Raw genomic sequence first — 16,663 nt, forward strand, 5'->3', positions numbered from 1 at the left:
TTTCCCCTTTCGGGACTAGAAAACAACTCAGGCGAGATCTTCGACAGAGGCGGACTCGTTGCGCGACAGGTTGATACCGAGGTTGGCAGCGGCACGCTCCAGGTCCTCGTCGTCACCGTCACGCATTTCGATCGCCGCGCCGTCGCTGGAGAGCACCTCAACGTTGAGGCACAGCGACTGCAGCTCCTTGAGAAGCACCTTGAACGACTCGGGGATACCGGGTTCAGGGATGTTCTCGCCCTTGACGATGGCCTCGTACACCTTCACGCGGCCGACCGTGTCGTCGGACTTGATGGTCAGCAGCTCCTGCAGGGTGTAGGCAGCGCCGTACGCCTGCATGGCCCAACATTCCATCTCACCGAATCGCTGACCACCGAACTGCGCCTTACCACCGAGCGGCTGCTGGGTGATCATCGAGTACGGGCCGGTGGAGCGGGCGTGAATCTTGTCGTCCACCAGGTGGTGCAGCTTGAGGATGTACATGTAGCCGACCGTCACCGGGTACGGGAACGGTTCGCCACTGCGGCCGTCGAACAACGTCGCCTTGCCGTCGGCATTCACCATGACGTCGCCGTCACGGTTGGGCAGCGTCGAGCCGAGCAGGCCGGCCAGTTCCTCTTCGCGGGCGCCGTCGAACACCGGGGTGCTGACGATGCTGTCGACCGGGGCCGAGTGCAGACCATCGGGCAGCCTGCTCGCCCACTCCGGCGTTCCCTCGGCCACATCGATGTTCCAGCCGGCCTTGGCCACCCACCCGAGGTGGGTTTCCAGGATCTGGCCGATGTTCATACGACGCGGCACACCGTGGGTGTTCAGGATGATGTCCACCGGGGTGCCGTCGGGCATGAACGGCATGTCCTCGACGGGCAGGATCTTGCCGATGACGCCCTTGTTGCCGTGGCGTCCGGCGAGCTTGTCGCCGTCGGAGATCTTGCGCTTCTGGGCCACATAGACGCGGACCAGCTCGTTGACGCCGGCGGGCAGCTCGTCGTCGTCCTCGCGGGAGAACACGCGGATGCCGATGACCTTGCCGGACTCACCGTGGGGCACCTTCAGCGACGTGTCGCGAACCTCGCGGGCCTTCTCACCGAAGATGGCACGCAGCAGGCGCTCTTCCGGGGTCAGTTCGGTCTCACCCTTCGGGGTGACCTTGCCGACCAGGATGTCGCCGTCGCGGACCTCGGCGCCGATGCGGACGATGCCGCGCTCGTCGAGATCGGCCAGCACCTCATCGGAGACGTTCGGGATGTCCCGGGTGATCTCCTCGGCGCCCAGCTTGGTGTCGCGGGCATCGATCTCGTGCTCTTCGATGTGAATCGAGGTGAGCACGTCCTCTTCGACCAGACGGTTCGAGAGGATGATCGCGTCCTCGTAGTTGTGACCCTCCCACGGCATGATCGCCACGAGCAGGTTCTTGCCCAGGGCCATCTCACCGTTCTCGGTGCAGGGACCGTCGGCAACGACCTGGCCGGCCTCGACACGCTGCCCGGCGTCCACGATCGGACGCTGGTTGGCGCAGGTGCCGTGGTTGGACCGGGCGAACTTGCGCATCCGGTAGGTGTGCCGGGAACCGTCGTCGGCCATCACGGTGATGTAGTCGGCCGAGACCTCCTCGACGACGCCCGCCTTCTCCGAGACGATGACGTCGCCGGCGTCGATCGCGGCGCGCAGCTCCATACCGGTACCGACCAGCGGGGCCTCGCTGCGTACCAGCGGAACTGCCTGGCGCTGCATGTTGGCACCCATCAGGGCACGGTTGGCGTCGTCGTGCTCGAGGAACGGGATCATCGCGGTCGCGACAGACACCATCTGGCGCGGCGAGACGTCCATGTAGTCGACGTCGGACGGGGCCACGTTCTCGACCTCGCCACCCTTACGGCGAACCATCACGCGGTCCTCGGTGAAGCGACCGTCGGTGTCGATCGGCGAGTTGGCCTGCGCCACGACGTGGCGGTCCTCCTCGTCGGCGGTCAGGTAGTCGATCTGGTCGGAGACCACACCGTCGTTGACCTTGCGGTAAGGCGTCTCGATGAAGCCGAACGGGTTGACCCGGGCGTACACCGACAGCGAGCCGATCAGACCGATGTTCGGACCCTCAGGGGTCTCGATCGGGCACATGCGGCCGTAGTGGCTGGAGTGCACGTCGCGGACCTCAAGGCCGGCGCGCTCACGGGACAGACCGCCGGGGCCCAGCGCCGAGAGGCGACGCTTGTGGGTCAGACCCGACAGCGGGTTGTTCTGGTCCATGAACTGCGACAGCTGCGACGTTCCGAAGAACTCCTTGATCGCCGCCACGACGGGACGGATGTTGATCAGGGTCTGCGGCGTGATCGCCTCGACGTCCTGAGTGGTCATGCGCTCACGCACGACACGCTCCATGCGGGACAGGCCGACCCGGATCTGGTTCTGGATCAGCTCACCCACGGTGCGCAGACGACGGTTGCCGAAGTGGTCGATGTCGTCGACCTCGACGGGAACCTCGACCCCACCGGGGACGGTCATCGAGGTCTGGCCCTCGTGCAGACGCACCAGGTACTCGATGGTGGCGACGACGTCTTCCTCGGTGAGGGTCGACGACGTGATCGGCTGGCCGGCGTTCAGGCCCAGCTTCTTGTTGACCTTGTAGCGACCGACGCGGGCCAGGTCGTAGCGCTTCTCCTTGAAGAACAGGTTCTCCAGCAGGGTCTGCGCGGACTCCTTGGTCGGCGGCTCGCCCGGACGCAGCTTCCGGTAGATGTCCAGCAGCGCCTCGTCGGGACCAGCGGTGCTGTCCTTCTCGAGGGTGCCCATCATGATCTCGGAGAAGCCGAAGCGCTCGGTGATCTGCTCGCTGGTCCAGCCCAGCGCCTTCAGCAGCACGGTGACCGGCTGACGACGCTTGCGGTCGATGCGGACGCCGACGGTGTCGCGCTTGTCGACGTCGAACTCCAGCCACGCACCGCGGCCCGGGATCACCTTGACGCTGTGCAGCGTCTTTTCGGTGGACTTGTCGATGCTCTCGTCGAAGTACACACCGGGAGAGCGCACGAGCTGGCTCACCACGACACGCTCGGTGCCGTTGATGATGAAGGTGCCCTTCTCGGTCATCATCGGGAAGTCACCCATGAAGACCGTCTGGCTCTTGATCTCACCGGTGTTGTTGTTGATGAACTCGGCCGTGACGAACAGCGGGGCCGCGTACGTCATGTCCTTGTCTTTGCACTCGTCGACCGGCGCCTTGACCTCGTCGAAGCGCGGGTCGGAGAAGCTCAGCGACATCGAGCCCGAGAAGTCCTCGATCGGCGAGAGCTCTTCGAGCACCTCTTCGAGACCACCCTTGGGGTCGGTCTCGCCGCGATCGACGGCCTTCTGGCGCCAGCCGTCCGCTCCGACGAGCCAGTCGAAGGAATCCGTCTGAACGTCGAGTAGCCCCGGAACCTCAAGCGGTTCGCGGAGCTTGGCAAATGAAACTCGGTTCGGTGCTCCTGGGACGGAGTTATTGGTGTTAGCGTTCGCTGTGCTCTGGCTAGAGACTGCCAAGATGCATCCTTCCAGCACCTCATGCGACTTTTGAAAGGGCCAGCAAGAGCCGTCCTTCTGGGCCGCGATTCTGCGTCGGTTCGGCTGGCTTTGGCCTGTCCAGAACCCCATACGCACGGCACAGGACTAGATACTGAGCAACGCTCAGGCTAGAACATTATGTGCAGATCAGGTGAGGGTGGGCAGGGTGCAGCCAGCGCAACGTCCAACGATAGCGCAAGACGGCGCATTCCTCAACCACCACACATCCACTGCATGAATTGGGTCACCCGGCGCTGGCTGGCGTCCACTAAACCCTTCACACATGCTGCCCAACAGATTGGCCTGTCCATGGCCTTCCGTCAAGAGGTGACGCGCGGTTTGATGCGCCCAACTCTGCCCCGGATCCGCAGCTCGCGCAACGGTTGAACCGGCGTTATCTTGTCCGCGGGTCACGCCGCGCCGAATTGCGCGAACAGCCCTGATGCGACATCCGCCGGGACCAACCGCTCCGGGATGACCAGACCTGTTCCCAAACCCCGCGCCGAGACGTGAAATACGTGGTCAGCGTGCCAGATTCGCTCGATACCCGCCAGCTTCAGGATCTGCAGATGGCCTCCCAGACGCACCCCGATCTGCTGCGGACCGAACTCGGCGGCGATCGGCGCTCCGGGCGGAACCAACTGACGGAATTTCGCCGGCGTGGCGAAGTACACCACGTACGTGAACGCACCGACGGCCGCGATCAGCAGCACAGCGGCGCGGAGCACCGAAGACGCGGTCAGCTCCCCGTCCTCGACGTACGAATAGCCGAGCACCGCCAGCGGTACCAGGATCGCGAGTGCGAGCGCCAACCGCGTCACGACACTGCGCTTGACCGCGGCGCCCAGTTGGCCGGCCAAACCGGCGTCGGCAATGTCCCTGGTGCGGGTCACCCCGTCGGGACCCGTCCGCTGCCTCGCACCGGGCGTCGCGTCCGGATACGACGGAACCACCCGACGAGGCCCTTTGAAGGTGGCCAGCAATGTGGCGGCGACGTCCGGCGGTACGAGTTCGTCGGGGATCAGCAGTTCGATGCCACCGACGCCCTGCACGACGAGGACCGAGTCAACACGCCGGACCTGAAGTACCTGGTCGAGGTAGAGCGCATTGAAGTGCTCCAACCAGCCGATTCCGATGGCCTCCGGCCTGAACTCGGCCCACATGGCGGTGCCGGCAGGCAGCTTGAGCGCCCAACTCCGGGGTCCTGCGAGAACGAACACGCCGAAACCGAACACGGTGAAGATCCCGACCCCCATGGCGACGGCGAACACCAGCCCGTACAGGAGATAAGGGAGGTTCTCGCCCGAGAACGGTATCTGGGCGGAAAGAACGAGAACGGCGGGGACGACCACGGTCACCAGGGCCAAAACGACCCACAGCCAGTTTTGGAGAGGTATTCGGCGCGCGCCAGCTGGTTGGTCATGTGCCGGTGCGCGACGCCGTGCGCCCGGGTGACGTCACCGCCCAATTTCTCGAATCGGGTGGGGCGGCCCCGCTGCGCGTGCATTCGGCTCCTGCTCTCTCACGACACAAATCAGGCCGGACCCGATGGGCCCGGCCTGATTGTCAAAACTCAGCTCTGGTGAGGAACCTCGATGGCCCCGGTGGGAGCGTCGTCCTCGACCGGGCGGTGGTGGCGCGCGGTGGGCTCGTCGCCGAACTCGTGCACCGGCAGTTTGTGCGTGCCCTCAAGGTCATCGAGGATCGCGGCCTGCGCAGCCGGCGGCAGGGTGTGCAGGATCTCGCGCACCCGAGCCTGGCGGCGGGCCACACCCTTACGTTCAGGCATACCGGGAGTGGCCGACAGCTGCGGCGGCACACCCTCGATCTCCTCGACACCGCCGTCGTGCTGACCGGCATCCAGCATGGCCTGCTCGGCGGCCGCGGTCGCCTCGTCCTTCTCCTCCGACATACCGATCGGGCCGATACGGCGTCCGTTGAGGAACTGCTTGACGACGGGCTCTTCGCTGGTCAACAGCACCTCGCGGGGGCCGAACATGACCAGCTGCTTACGGAAGAGCATGCCGATGTTGTCCGGCACGGTCCGGGCGATGTTGATGTTGTGCGTCACGATCAGCACCGTGGCGTCGATCTGCGCATTGATGTCGATCAACAGCTGGGACAGATACGCGGTACGCACCGGGTCCAGACCGGAGTCCGGCTCGTCGCACAGGATGATCTGCGGGTCGAGCACCAGGGCACGGGCCAGGCCGGCACGCTTGCGCATACCACCGGAGATCTCACCGGGGAACTTGTGCCCATCGTTGGGCATACCGACGAGCTCGAGCTTCTCCATCACGATGTTGCGGATTTCGCTCTCGCTCTTCTTCGTGTGCTCGCGCAACGGGAAGGCGGTGTTGTCGTAGATGTTCATCGAGCCGAACAGCGCGCCGTCCTGGAACAGCACACCGAACAGGGTGCGGATCTCGTAGAGCTCCTTGGCCGAGCACTCCAGGATGTTGGTGCCGTCGATGACGATCGAGCCACGCTCGGGGCGCAGCAGGCCGATCAGGGACTTCAGGAACACTGACTTGCCGGTACCCGACGGGCCCAGCAACACGCTGACCTCACCCTCGGGAATCGACATCGTGACGTCTTCCCAAATCTTTGACGATCCAAAAGATTTGCTCAGTCCCGTCACGTCGATTTGGACGCCCATCAAAGATCCTTCCGCCTACGGCTCACCCCGCCACCTGCTGCGCCTGTGGCTTGAGTCACCATAGCGCACGGTGCATCGCACACACATGGTTGTCTCCCAATATTCGGGAGTACCCGGGCTCCAAACGAACCAATCGTGATCATCCAAGCAAAGAACCCCCGAATCCGTCGGGATTCGGGGGTTCTTGCGGTCCGGGTTTGGACTACTTGACGCTGACGCTGGCGCCGGCGGCCTCGAGCTTGCTCTTGGCGTCCTCGGCGGCTTCCTTGGTGACCTTCTCCAGCAGCGGCTTGGGGGCGCTGTCGACCAGGTCCTTGGCTTCCTTCAGACCCAGGCCGGAGACGATCTCGCGGACGACCTTGATGACGCCGATCTTCTTGTCGCCGGCACCCTCGAGGATGACGTCGAACTCGGACTGCTCCTCGGCGGCCTCGGCGGCGGCCGGGGCGGCACCCGCGGCGGCAACGGCGACCGGGGCGGCAGCGGTGACCTCGAAGACCTCTTCGAACTGCTTCACGAACTCAGAGAGCTCCAGCAGGGTCATTTCCTTGAACGCGTCGAGCAGTTCGTCGGTGGACAGCTTGGCCATGTTTATGGTCCTTCCTGATTTTTCTTACAGATGTTGGGTGGTTTGTGCGGTTGCGATTGCTGAGCGGAAGCGGCTACTAGGCAGCGTCGCTGGCAGCCTTCTTCTCCTGCAGCGCCGCCGCGAGGCGGGCAACCTGAGAAGCGGGCGCGTTGAACAGGCCTGCGGCCTTGGACAGGTTGCCCTTCATGGCACCTGCCAGCTTGGCGAGCAGAACCTCGCGCGACTCGAGGTCGGCGATCTTCTCGACCTCGGCGACGGACAGCGCCTTGCCGTCCATGAAGCCGCCCTTGATGACGAGCGCCTTGTTGTCCTTGGCGAACTTCTTGATCGCCTTGGCGGCGTCAACGGGCTCACCCTGGATGAACGCGATCGCCGTGGGACCGGCGAACAGCTCGTCGAGACCTTCAATGCCGGCTTCGGAAGCGGCGCGCTTCACCAGAGTGTTCTTGGCGACGGTGTACGTGGCGGAGTCGCCGAGGGAACGACGCAGCTCAGCCAGGTTCGCCACAGTCAGCCCGCGGTACTCGGTGACGACGGTGGCCGTCGACGCCTTGAACTGCTCAGCAATGTCGGCAACCGCCGTGGCTTTGTCAGCCTTGGCCATGCATGCCTCCTTGTGGTGGGTATCGGGCGCTCCACCAACTTGGGGCCGTGAAATGACGAACGCCCCGACGCAGACAGGTCGGGGCGCAGAAATAACCAATACGAAACTGGTCTAGCCTCGTCCTCCTGCGTGGGCCGCCGGGACATTTCCCGGACCTTCAACCTATTGCTAGGTGACCGACGGTCTTCGGTGGAACCCGACCAGAGTAGCCGAACACTCACCAATCAGCCAAAACGCGCTCCCGTTTGCCCCTTCTGCACCGCGAGCGCGCGTGTCTGTCCCCCGACACGCCGTCATAAACCAGCAGTATGCGCGCGCTCGCCGCGCCTCAGCGCGCGCCGGCCAGCACCAGGCAGACGAATGCGGCGGCCACCAGTCCCACCCTCACCCAGTGCAGGCGGTCCCAGCGGCTGACCAGTTCATGGAACTGCCCGGGGTCCTCGCCACCGCCCCCATCACCGCCGGATCCCGCGGCGACGCGGTTGTTGATCGGCACCAGCGTGGTGAGGGTCAGCAGGATGACCAGCGCCATCAGCACGACCGGCGTGATGAGCAGGGGCCCGGGGCGGAACACCGCGGCGGCGATCATCAGCGCCACCGCTGCCATGTACCAGAACGGCATCGCCGTCCCGAGAATCTTGGCGCCGGTGCCGCGGGCCTGACGGTAGGCGGCGTCAGGTAGGCGCTGAAGGATCGGGTTGGTGAAGGCGGCGACGCCGAACTCGACGCCCAGAAGCGGGCCGGTGATGATCACCGCAAGGATCTGCACGGTTTCTTCCATACCATCCAGGCTGGTCAGTATGCTGACAAAAAACAAGGTACTGACAAATTAGTCAGCTTAGGGAGGGCCGGAACCGTGGCGGTTTCCAAGAAAGAGATCGGAGAGTGCCCGATCGACGCGACGTTGTCGGTCATCGACGGGCGCTGGAAGGGCACCATCCTGTGGCGGCTGGCCGACGGGCCGATGCGCACCGCCGAACTGCGCCGCAGCATTCCTGACATCACCGAGCGGATGCTCATCCGGCATCTGCACGATCTGGTCGACGCCGGGATCATCGAGCGCCACGACGCGGGCACGGTGCCGCCGTGCGTGCACTATTCGATCTCCGAGTACGGCCAGACGCTGGCGCCGGTCCTCGGTGCGTTGTGCGACTGGGGCCGCACCCACATGGAGATCCAGAAGCAGAAGCGTCAGCCGCGTGCCAGCGCCGCCGCGCCGACCAGGCCGGCGTCACCGCCGAGTTCGGCCGGGACCACCCGTAGCCCCCGCAAGAATTCCAGCCCGGCGTAGTCGGCCAGTGCCGCGCGCACGGGGTCGAACAACAACGCCCCGGATTTGGCCACTCCCCCGCCGATCACCACCAGGTCCAGGTCACACACCGCGCCCACCGAGGCGATCATCGTCGCCACCGCCCGCGCACCTCGATGAAAGGCCTTGAGGGCCAGCTCATCTCCTTGATTCGCCGCGTCACCGAGCGCCTTCGCGTCAGTACCGTCCCAGCCGTGCCGCCGCGCCCACCGCACCATGCTGGGTCCGGACGCGATGGTCTCGACGCAGCCGTGCCCACCGCACGTGCACAGGTCGCCGCCGTCGGGGGCGACGACAACGTGGCCGACGTGCCCGGCGTTGCCGGTGCGGCCGTCATACGGGGCGCCGTCGAGCACCAGACCACCCCCGACCCCGGTCGAGACCACCATGCCGAGCAGGAACTGGGCGCCCCGCCCCGCGCCGCACCACTGCTCGCCGAGCGCCATGCACAGCCCGTCGCCACCGAGCCGGACCGGCAGCTGGGTGGCGGCGGCGACGCGCTCGACTATCGGAAAGTGTTGCCACTCGGAGATATTGATCGGGCTGACCGTGCCGCCCGACAGGTCGATCGGACCGGCAGAGGCGATACCGACGGCGGCTGCGGCGCCGTCCGCCGTCTGCAAGGTCTCGGCGAGCAGCTTCTCGACGACGGCCCACACCGACTCGGCATCACCGTCGGGGGTCGGCAGCTGCGCCCGATGCACCAGCTGTCCCTCGGCGTCGACCAGGGCGACGGCGATCTTGGTGCCGCCGATATCGAGCGCGAGGGTGAGGGTCACGTGGCGCTCCTAGTGCTTGTGCGTGTTGTCCGGCTGACGGGGATCGCCGGGGTGCTCGTACCCGGCCGCGAGTTCCACCAGGGCCGCGCAACGGGTGTCGAGCCACTGCCGGAACGCCTGCCTGCGCGCGGCCGCCCGCAGGTGAGCGGCGATCCGGTGGCGCGCCTGATCCAGCGACGGCGCCACGGGCCGGCCCCGCCACCCGTCGGACCCGGCCTGCGCCAACGCGAATCGCAGCGGATTGCGCGCGTGGTAGGCAGCCACCTCCGCCTCTGAAACCTCTATCGCAGCAGTCACCTCCGCGAACACGGCGCGTGCCGTGGCGCAATCCAGAGTGGCGGCGGCGACGCTGCCGATCTCCAACCGGGCCGCGGTGTCGGGCAGCAGCTCGTCCCGGCCGGGCGCGCCGAGGCCGGACAGTCCGCGCGCGCAGGCCTCGGCATCGACCACCCGCTCGGCAACCACCAGCTGGGTGAGCCAGCGGCGCAATTGCCGGCCCTCGCTGGTCCCGGGGCGTGGCAGCGCCGAGGCGCGGTTTCCCGCCCGCAACGTCGCCTCCCGATCGTCGATCTCCTTGACCGACACCGGTTCTCCGGCCACCCGTGCCACGCATTCCGCCGGGTTCACCGGACCGTCACCTTCACCGCCGGGGAGTAGACCAGCCGCCCGGCGCAGCCCACTCTGATCAACGCCCACCACTCCCCCGGTTCGACCCACGACGGCGGGGTGACGTCGAAAACCACCTCGGCGGTGCCCGCCGCTGGTACCTCGATGCCGGCCGCGGCCGGCCCCATCCACTCCCAGGTTCCCCACGGGCTGATCAGGTGAGCCTCGGCGTTCAGACCCGTGACCGCGTCGGTGCCGATCGTCATCGACAGTCGCGCGGTCTCACCCGCCTTGACGTCGACGGCCTGCGGCTCGGACACCAGTTTGAGCACGTACGCATCGGGTTCGCCGATCGTGACGATGCAGACGTCCTCGACCACCTGCCGCCACGACGGCGGCAAGGCCTCCGACCCGCTGCCGGTCACTGAGAGTTCGGCACGCACCGGGTACAGCCCGGGTGCGGCACCGGGCGGGATGCTCAGCACCACATCGGTTTCCAGATGTTCGCCAGGTGGCAGGACGTAGGGCAGCTCGGCGGGCTGCACGTCCCATCCCGGCGGCCCATGCAGTCTGACCCGGCCGTGCAGCGCGGCGTCGGTGCAGTCACTGGCCGCCGTCAGCCGCACGACCACCTCGGTATCGGGTTGTCCGGCAACGCTCTCCGGATGCAGGTATGCGACGGCAGGAAGGCCACCGAGCGGCGCCGGGCCGCGATTGTGCAGCCAGTACCTGGCGTACAACGGTTGGGCCGCCTCGGCTTCGGGTGCCAGCGGCTGGTGCTCGCCGCGCAACACCTTCGGCAGGTTGAACTGGGTGGACACCGTGGCGATCTGGTAGCCGTGCAGGCTCAGATGCGAGGGCTGTTGCGGCTCCGGTTCTTCCAGCAGGTTCAGGTTCGCAGCGGCCGAGACCGCGCGCAGCCCGGACCGGATGGTGACCTCGGCAGCGCTGCCGGTGATCTCGACCAGGCGCGCGGTGACGCCGTCGGCCGGGTCGGAATTGCGGACGCTGCCCGACGCGAGCGGGTTCCCCGTGGCCTTGAGCGCACCCAGCTGCACGGTGCCTGCCGGCTCGATCTCCAGCAGCGAACCCCACGCCGGCAGTCCGCCACCGGCATCCGTATCCACCACCACCGGCTGCAGCGGCCGGTTGAACTCCGCGGCGCTGGGGGCAACCCCCGCGGCCCGCCAGTCTCCGGCCCCGGTGACCAGCGCGTAGTCGAATGTGTGGGTCCAGTGCTGCAATTGGAAGTTGGAGCCGTCCGGTGCGGTACGGCGCGGCGGGTCGATCCAGGTGCCGGACGGCCAGCCGGTGCAGGACCGCATCAGCGACGTGTGCAGGGTGCCGTCCGGTTCGATGGCGAAGCTCGGCACGCCACGGTTCAGCAGTGCCACGGTGCGGGCCTCGAACGGCTCGGCCGCCGCGGCAGCCTGCTGGGTGACGACGATCTCGGCGTCACCCAGGTCCTCGACCACCGTGTCGAGGTCACCGGCCAGGATCAGCACCGGCAGGCTTCGCACTCCGCGCAGATCGGCACCGGGCACCCACTGTTCGGGCAGGGGCGCGACGGCAGGCACCCAGACGCGGGCCGATCCGGTGGCGTCGATCTGGCGTTTGAACTCGTCGGAGTAGGCGATCTCGGCTTCGGCGAGAACAGCTGCGGCGAAAGGGTTTTCATCGGGCCCACCGAGCGCGAACCGGGTGTCGGGCAGATTGGAGTCCACCGTGAGATCGCCGTAGCGGGGTTTGTCCGCGGCGCTGCAGGTGGCGGTCACCCCGGCCCGCACCAGGGCCACCATCAGATCCCGTGCGTCGGTGCCGTCGTCGGGAGCGACCACCTCGGCCACTGAAACCGCCCGGACGTCCGAGCCGATCCGCACCCGCGCGGCCGACGACAGCCCGAACCAACCGTAGGCCGGGTTGTCAAGGGTCCACGGGTGTTGTGCCGCGTCCACCGCGTGGTGGGCCGAATGTTCGTGCAGCAGCCCGAATCCGCGGCCGATCACGGCGTCACCGACCTCGCTCACCGGCAGCGCTCCGGGCACCGGGCAGGGCCAGCGCAGCCGCACCAGGCGGTCGGCCCCGACGAATTCGTCGATGACGGTGCGGCAATCGACCCGGTCCACACCGGACCAGAGCGTGATGGTCTGGGTGTAGCGCAACAACTCTCCGATGCGGCCCCGCACCACCACCCGCTGACCGAGCGCGCTCCGGTAGCACTGCACCTCCTCGGCCGGGGCTGCCGAGGAGCACACCACCGGACCGGTGGGCAGCAGGTGCCACGGCCCTTCCCCGGCCTCGGGGTGGGCCGAATACTCGTCGTAGACCGCCAGTTCGTTGCCGATGCCGCCGTCGGCGATGAGCTCTTGCCCGTCGTCGAGGAGCGAACACACCCCACCGCCGCGGGCCGCGTCGACGCGTAGGCGGTAGCGGTCATTGGCGATGGAATCCCCGGCCACCGGTTCCCAGCCGTGCGCCGTCCCGGCCGTGAACCGGTAGGACCGCCAGCCCAACGAGGGCACGTCGCGGGCCAACCAGCTCACGGTCACCCCGTCGTGTTCGACCAGGACGGGAACCTCGTTGTCGTCGCAATCGAGCACCTTGCCCTGGAACGGTTCCTCCAGGTGCACGGTGACGATGTCGGTCCGGTTGTGCGCCACGGCGTTCCACACCACCACTGCGCCGATTCCCGGGTCGCCGCGCTCCTGCCCGCCGAACCCCGCCACCGCGTCCGACAACAGGCGCAGAGCATTGTCGCGGGCGGTGACACCCAGCTCCCAGGCATCGCGCCAGCTGGTCAGCAGGTCGAGATAGACCTGGTCGGACTCCGAGCCGGTGATGGCGTCGTGATGTGCGCCGTAGGCCAGCTGCACCCAGGCCTTGGCCATGGCGGCCTGCGGGTAGTCCGCACCGCCGAGCAGTCCGGCGAACACGGCGAACCGTTCGGCGTCGAGCACCGCGTCCTCGGCGGCCCGGTTGGCCTGCTTGGTGTCGATGTAGGAGACGTCCTTGCCGGTGTAGATCGGGTTCATGTCGCGGGTCTGCGGGGACGGTGTGATGCCGCGCTCGTCGACCTCGGCACGCACCGCGGTGAAGAATTCGGAGGGCAGGGCGCACACGAACTTCGGCCAGCGGTACCGCGCATTCCAGTCGCGGTGGATCTGCGTGACCCACTTGTTGGGCGGGGTGTAGTCAGTGCCCACGGGCAGGAGCACGTTGCGGGTCAACGCAACTCGTTTGAGTTTGGTGAACAGCGCGTAGGTGGATTCTTCCGCCTCGGCCAGTGAGGCCGAGGAGTCCATCCACCATCCGGCCGAATAGTGCGCGGGCATGTAGTGGGTGAGCAGCCCGCGGCCCGACGGTGCGATCCACTCGAACTCGCTCGCGAACTGCATGCGCTCGGGGTCGCCGTCGTTCTGCATCGGCCCCCACTGGTGGTGCGGCCCACGGGCCCACGAACTGGATGTCAGGCCGACGTCGGCCGCCATCCCGGGAAACTGCGGGTCGTGGCCGAACACGTCGAGCTGCCATGCCGTGGCCGGATTGGCGCCCAGCACGTCACGTTGAAAACCCATGCCCGACACGAAGTTTCGGATGGCGGTCTCCGGGCTGGTGAGATTGGTGTTGGGCTCGTTGTATGTGCCGCCCATGATCTCGACGCGTCCCTCGGCGATGAAGCGACGCAGATCGTCCCGGTCTTCGGGCCGGGCATCCCAGTAGGGCTTGAGATAGTCCACCTCGGCCAGGACGAACTTGTACTCCGGTTCGCGCCGCGCCATTTCCAGGTGTGCGTGCACCAGATCGAAGCCGTTGGTCTGCCGGCACTGGCCGGGCGGATCCTCGGTCCACACGCTGGTGTAGGCGGCCTGGGTGTTCCACCAGACGGGGTCGTAGTGGAAATGGCTGATCATGTACATCGTCCAGCCGGGTTCGGCGACGGTGAAGTCGAAGTCGATCGAACCCACCCGGGCGCGCCGGACTTCCCCGGGTACGCCCCCCTCGACGTCCACCGGGACCTCGACGGTGCCGTCCCCGGCGGCCGCCATCGCCTCACCGGTCAGCCCGTCCCCGCTGACCCGCACCGGCGTCGGCGCGGCGCAGGCCTCGTATCGCACCCGAACCAGCTGCCGGGCGGCATCCTCCGGCCCGGCGAACAGCTCCGTCGTCTCCACTGACAGGACGCGCATCTGAAAAACCCTACGACTTCAACGCTCCGAAATGTCGACGACCAACGCCCGATGATCCGAAATCGGTAGGTGCGGCGCCACGCAGGCAGTGGCGAACAGTGTCGGGTCGTCGGTGAGGATGTGGTCGAGCTGTGTCGTCGGCGTGTCGGCGGGAAACGTCGGGGCCTCCCCGAGTGGGCGCCAGTGGGCCGGCGCGCCTGAGTTCAGATCTCCCATCAGCAGCCTCGGCGCCGGGAAGCCGCTCAGATCCCGCACCAGATGCCGCAGTTGCAGGCGGTTCCATCCCGGTACGAACGACAGGTGGGTGTTGGCCACCGTGAGCGCGCCGAGTGGGGTGTCGATGCGCGCGACCATCGCGGCCCGGGGTTCTTCGTGGACGATTCGGAACCGGCGGATGCCCGAGACGTACATCGGGAACCGGACCGGTATCCGGGGAAGCCGCAACACCTGCCAGTTCTCGACCGGGTACCGGGTGAGCAGGGCGATGCCGTAGGCGGCGGTGCCGGGTTGTTCGCGGCCGGTCGCAGCCATCCAGGTGGCTCCCGGGGTCCCGGAGATCGCGGCGACGAAGCGATGGTGCACGGCGTTCATCGCCCGGGCCGCCACGGCGGTCAGGTCTGCCTTGCCCGAGCGGGGCTGATCCAGGTCGACTTCCTGCAGCGCGAGGATGTCGGCGTCGAGTTCGGCCAGCGCGGCGGCAAGTCTGCCGAGGTCGACGTCGCCATCGTGGACACTGCGTCCGTGCAGGATGTTGAAAGTGGCCAGCCGCATGGGTACTCAGTACCCACTCTGCATCGGCTCCACCATCGCGATGCCCGACCGATCCGGGATGGCACATGCTCGACCGCAACGACGATCTGCGCGACGCGCTGAAGCGCGCCGCCGCGGCATTCAAGGCGCATGGGCCGCACTTCGCGCTCGGCGGCAGCTATGCGCTGTGGGTGTACGGCGCGCCCGAGCCGGTTCACGACGTCGATTTCGTGGTGGCCGAGACGGACGCCGAGGCGGCCGAGGTGGCGTTGCGCAAGGCCGGGTTCCAGATCGTGCATGTACCCGAGGACTGGTTGTTCAAGGCCTATCCCGACGACGACGTGCTGGTCGACGTGCTCTACCAGCTCAACGGGGTGTCGGTGGATGCGGCGACGCTGGCCTCCGCGGAGGTGTTGGACGTGCTCGCGGTCCGGATGCCGGTGTTGCCGCCGACGCTGGTGGTGTCGGAGAAGCTGCGGTCGCTCAACGAACACCATTGCGACTTCGCCCCGTTGCTACCCGCGGCCCGGGCGGTGCGCGAGCAGGTCGACTGGGATGAGGTGCGCGCCGCGACCGCAGACAATGACTTCGCTGCGGCGTTCCTGATGCTGCTCGACCGCCTCGGGATCACCTGACCGTGCCGCGCGCAGCCAGGTGCAGGCGGTCGGCGACGGCGCGCACGGCGGCGGCCACCTCGGGCGGCTCGAGCACCTCGAAGTCGTGGCCGACGGTGGCGAAATAAAGCACCATGCGTTCAGGGTCGTCGGCGCCGGTGGTGACGATGCAGGCGGCGGGGCCGTCCGCCTCGACGGTGGCTGACGCCGGTGGAAACTTCTGCGCCACAACCTGTTGCGGGGCGTGATACCGCACCCGCGCTCGGTAGCGGTAGGGCGAGGAGCTGATCGACCGGCGCACATAGTCGGCCGCGTTCGGGGCTTCGCGCGGGCTGAAGGTGGTTCCCGTCGCGGCCACCGTGGACATCCGGTCCAACCGCAGGCTGCGCCAGTCCTCACGGTCACGGTCGTAGGCCATCAGGTACCAGCGACGGCCGGTGGTCACCAGTTGGTAGGGCTCGAGCCGCCGCTGGGTGTGGTTGCCGCGAATGTCGGTGTAGTCGGTACTGACGTGTTCGCGGTCGCGGCAGGCGCGGGCCAGGGTCATCAACACCTCGGGCTCCACCGGGGAGTCCGACGCGTTGGGTGCAAGGGTGACGGTGGCGTCGTGCACCGCCGAGACCTGTGACCGCAACCGCGCGGGCATGACCTGGTCGAGTTTGGACAGTGCCCGCAGGGCGGATTCGCCGACGCCGGCGACGCTTCCGCCTGCGGCCAGCCGCAGGCAGACGGCCATCGCGACGGCTTCGTCGGGGTCGAGCAGCAGCGGGGGCAGTGCCGCACCTGCGCCCAGTTGGTAGCCGCCGCCCTGCCCCTTGCTGGCGTGGACCGGGTAGCCGAGGTCGCGCAGCCGCTCGATGTCGCGACGGACGCTGCGGGTGGTGACCCCGAGCCGTTCGGCCAACTCTTCGCCCGTCCACGCCCGGCGCGCCTGCAACAGGCCGAGGAGTTGCAACACGCGGCCGGTGGTTTCACTGCTCACCGCCATGTCAGAAGTCTGCCGCATTTTTAGGACCGAAACTGTCC

General features: G+C 67.3%; 13 protein-coding genes. 2 read left to right on the top strand and 11 right to left on the bottom strand.

The window, feature by feature from the left end; all coding sequences use genetic code 11:
• Positions 1-27: 27 nt before the first annotated feature.
• From rpoB to AC4ELH_RS17260, 6 genes are all read right to left on the bottom strand, one after another.
• A complete protein-coding gene (gene rpoB / locus AC4ELH_RS17235; protein WP_064886325.1) occupies positions 28-3,537 on the bottom strand; it encodes a DNA-directed RNA polymerase subunit beta in 3,510 nt (1,169 codons plus the stop codon).
• A 413-nt stretch (positions 3,538-3,950) separates the two neighbouring features.
• A complete protein-coding gene (locus AC4ELH_RS17240; RefSeq protein WP_448448207.1) occupies positions 3,951-4,898 on the bottom strand; it encodes a hypothetical protein in 948 nt (315 codons plus the stop codon).
• Positions 4,899-5,113: 215 nt separating this feature from the next.
• Complete coding sequence (locus AC4ELH_RS17245) at positions 5,114-6,199, bottom strand: ABC transporter ATP-binding protein (RefSeq protein WP_448448206.1); 1,086 nt, start codon at positions 6,197-6,199, stop codon at positions 5,114-5,116.
• A 202-nt stretch (positions 6,200-6,401) separates the two neighbouring features.
• Entirely contained in the window at positions 6,402-6,788 is a 387-nt protein-coding gene (gene rplL / locus AC4ELH_RS17250; RefSeq protein WP_064886328.1) for a 50S ribosomal protein L7/L12, read from the bottom strand.
• Between the two features lie 76 nt (positions 6,789-6,864).
• Positions 6,865-7,392, bottom strand: coding sequence for a 50S ribosomal protein L10 (rplJ, locus tag AC4ELH_RS17255; RefSeq protein WP_498885578.1), 528 nt, complete (start codon positions 7,390-7,392; stop codon positions 6,865-6,867).
• Between the two features lie 328 nt (positions 7,393-7,720).
• The gene (locus AC4ELH_RS17260) at positions 7,721-8,173 is read right to left on the bottom strand and encodes an anthrone oxygenase family protein (RefSeq protein ID WP_498885579.1); all 453 of its coding nucleotides are present in this window, start codon (positions 8,171-8,173) and stop codon (positions 7,721-7,723) included.
• 75 nt (positions 8,174-8,248) lie between these two features.
• On the opposite strand from AC4ELH_RS17260, the gene AC4ELH_RS17265 reads away from it, so the two are divergent.
• The gene (locus AC4ELH_RS17265) at positions 8,249-8,683 is read left to right on the top strand and encodes a winged helix-turn-helix transcriptional regulator (protein WP_082963505.1); all 435 of its coding nucleotides are present in this window, start codon (positions 8,249-8,251) and stop codon (positions 8,681-8,683) included.
• Here AC4ELH_RS17265 and AC4ELH_RS17270 read toward each other — a convergent pair.
• Genes AC4ELH_RS17270 through AC4ELH_RS17285 form a run of 4 tightly spaced genes read right to left on the bottom strand, consistent with a single transcriptional unit; the run spans position 8,584 to position 15,044 of the window.
• Positions 8,584-9,480 carry an ROK family protein gene (locus AC4ELH_RS17270; protein WP_498885582.1) on the bottom strand — a complete coding sequence of 299 codons (897 nt, stop codon included), beginning with the start codon at positions 9,478-9,480 and terminating at the stop codon, positions 8,584-8,586. The genes AC4ELH_RS17265 and AC4ELH_RS17270 overlap by 100 nt on opposite strands.
• A 9-nt stretch (positions 9,481-9,489) precedes the next feature.
• A complete protein-coding gene (locus tag AC4ELH_RS17275) occupies positions 9,490-10,107 on the bottom strand; it encodes a DUF7158 domain-containing protein (RefSeq protein ID WP_498885584.1) in 618 nt (205 codons plus the stop codon).
• A complete protein-coding gene (locus AC4ELH_RS17280; protein WP_498885585.1) occupies positions 10,104-14,273 on the bottom strand; it encodes a glycoside hydrolase family 38 N-terminal domain-containing protein in 4,170 nt (1,389 codons plus the stop codon). The genes AC4ELH_RS17275 and AC4ELH_RS17280 overlap by 4 nt, the downstream gene beginning before the upstream one ends.
• Positions 14,274-14,291: 18 nt before the next feature.
• Positions 14,292-15,044, bottom strand: a complete 753-nt coding sequence (locus AC4ELH_RS17285; protein WP_498885587.1) for an endonuclease/exonuclease/phosphatase family protein — start codon at positions 15,042-15,044, stop codon at positions 14,292-14,294.
• 65 nt (positions 15,045-15,109) lie between these two features.
• Here AC4ELH_RS17285 and AC4ELH_RS17290 point away from each other — a divergent pair, with 65 nt between their 5' ends.
• Positions 15,110-15,658, top strand: a complete 549-nt coding sequence (locus AC4ELH_RS17290; protein WP_064886335.1) for a nucleotidyltransferase family protein — start codon at positions 15,110-15,112, stop codon at positions 15,656-15,658.
• On the opposite strand, the gene AC4ELH_RS17295 is transcribed toward AC4ELH_RS17290, so the two are convergent.
• Positions 15,651-16,625 (bottom strand): helix-turn-helix transcriptional regulator, encoded by a 975-nt coding sequence (locus tag AC4ELH_RS17295; RefSeq protein ID WP_498885589.1) that lies wholly within the window; start codon positions 16,623-16,625, stop codon positions 15,651-15,653. The two genes, AC4ELH_RS17290 and AC4ELH_RS17295, sit on opposite strands and share 8 nt — an antisense overlap.
• Between the last annotated feature and the right edge of the window lie 38 nt (positions 16,626-16,663).

Source organism: Mycobacterium shunyiense, assembly GCF_058270075.1.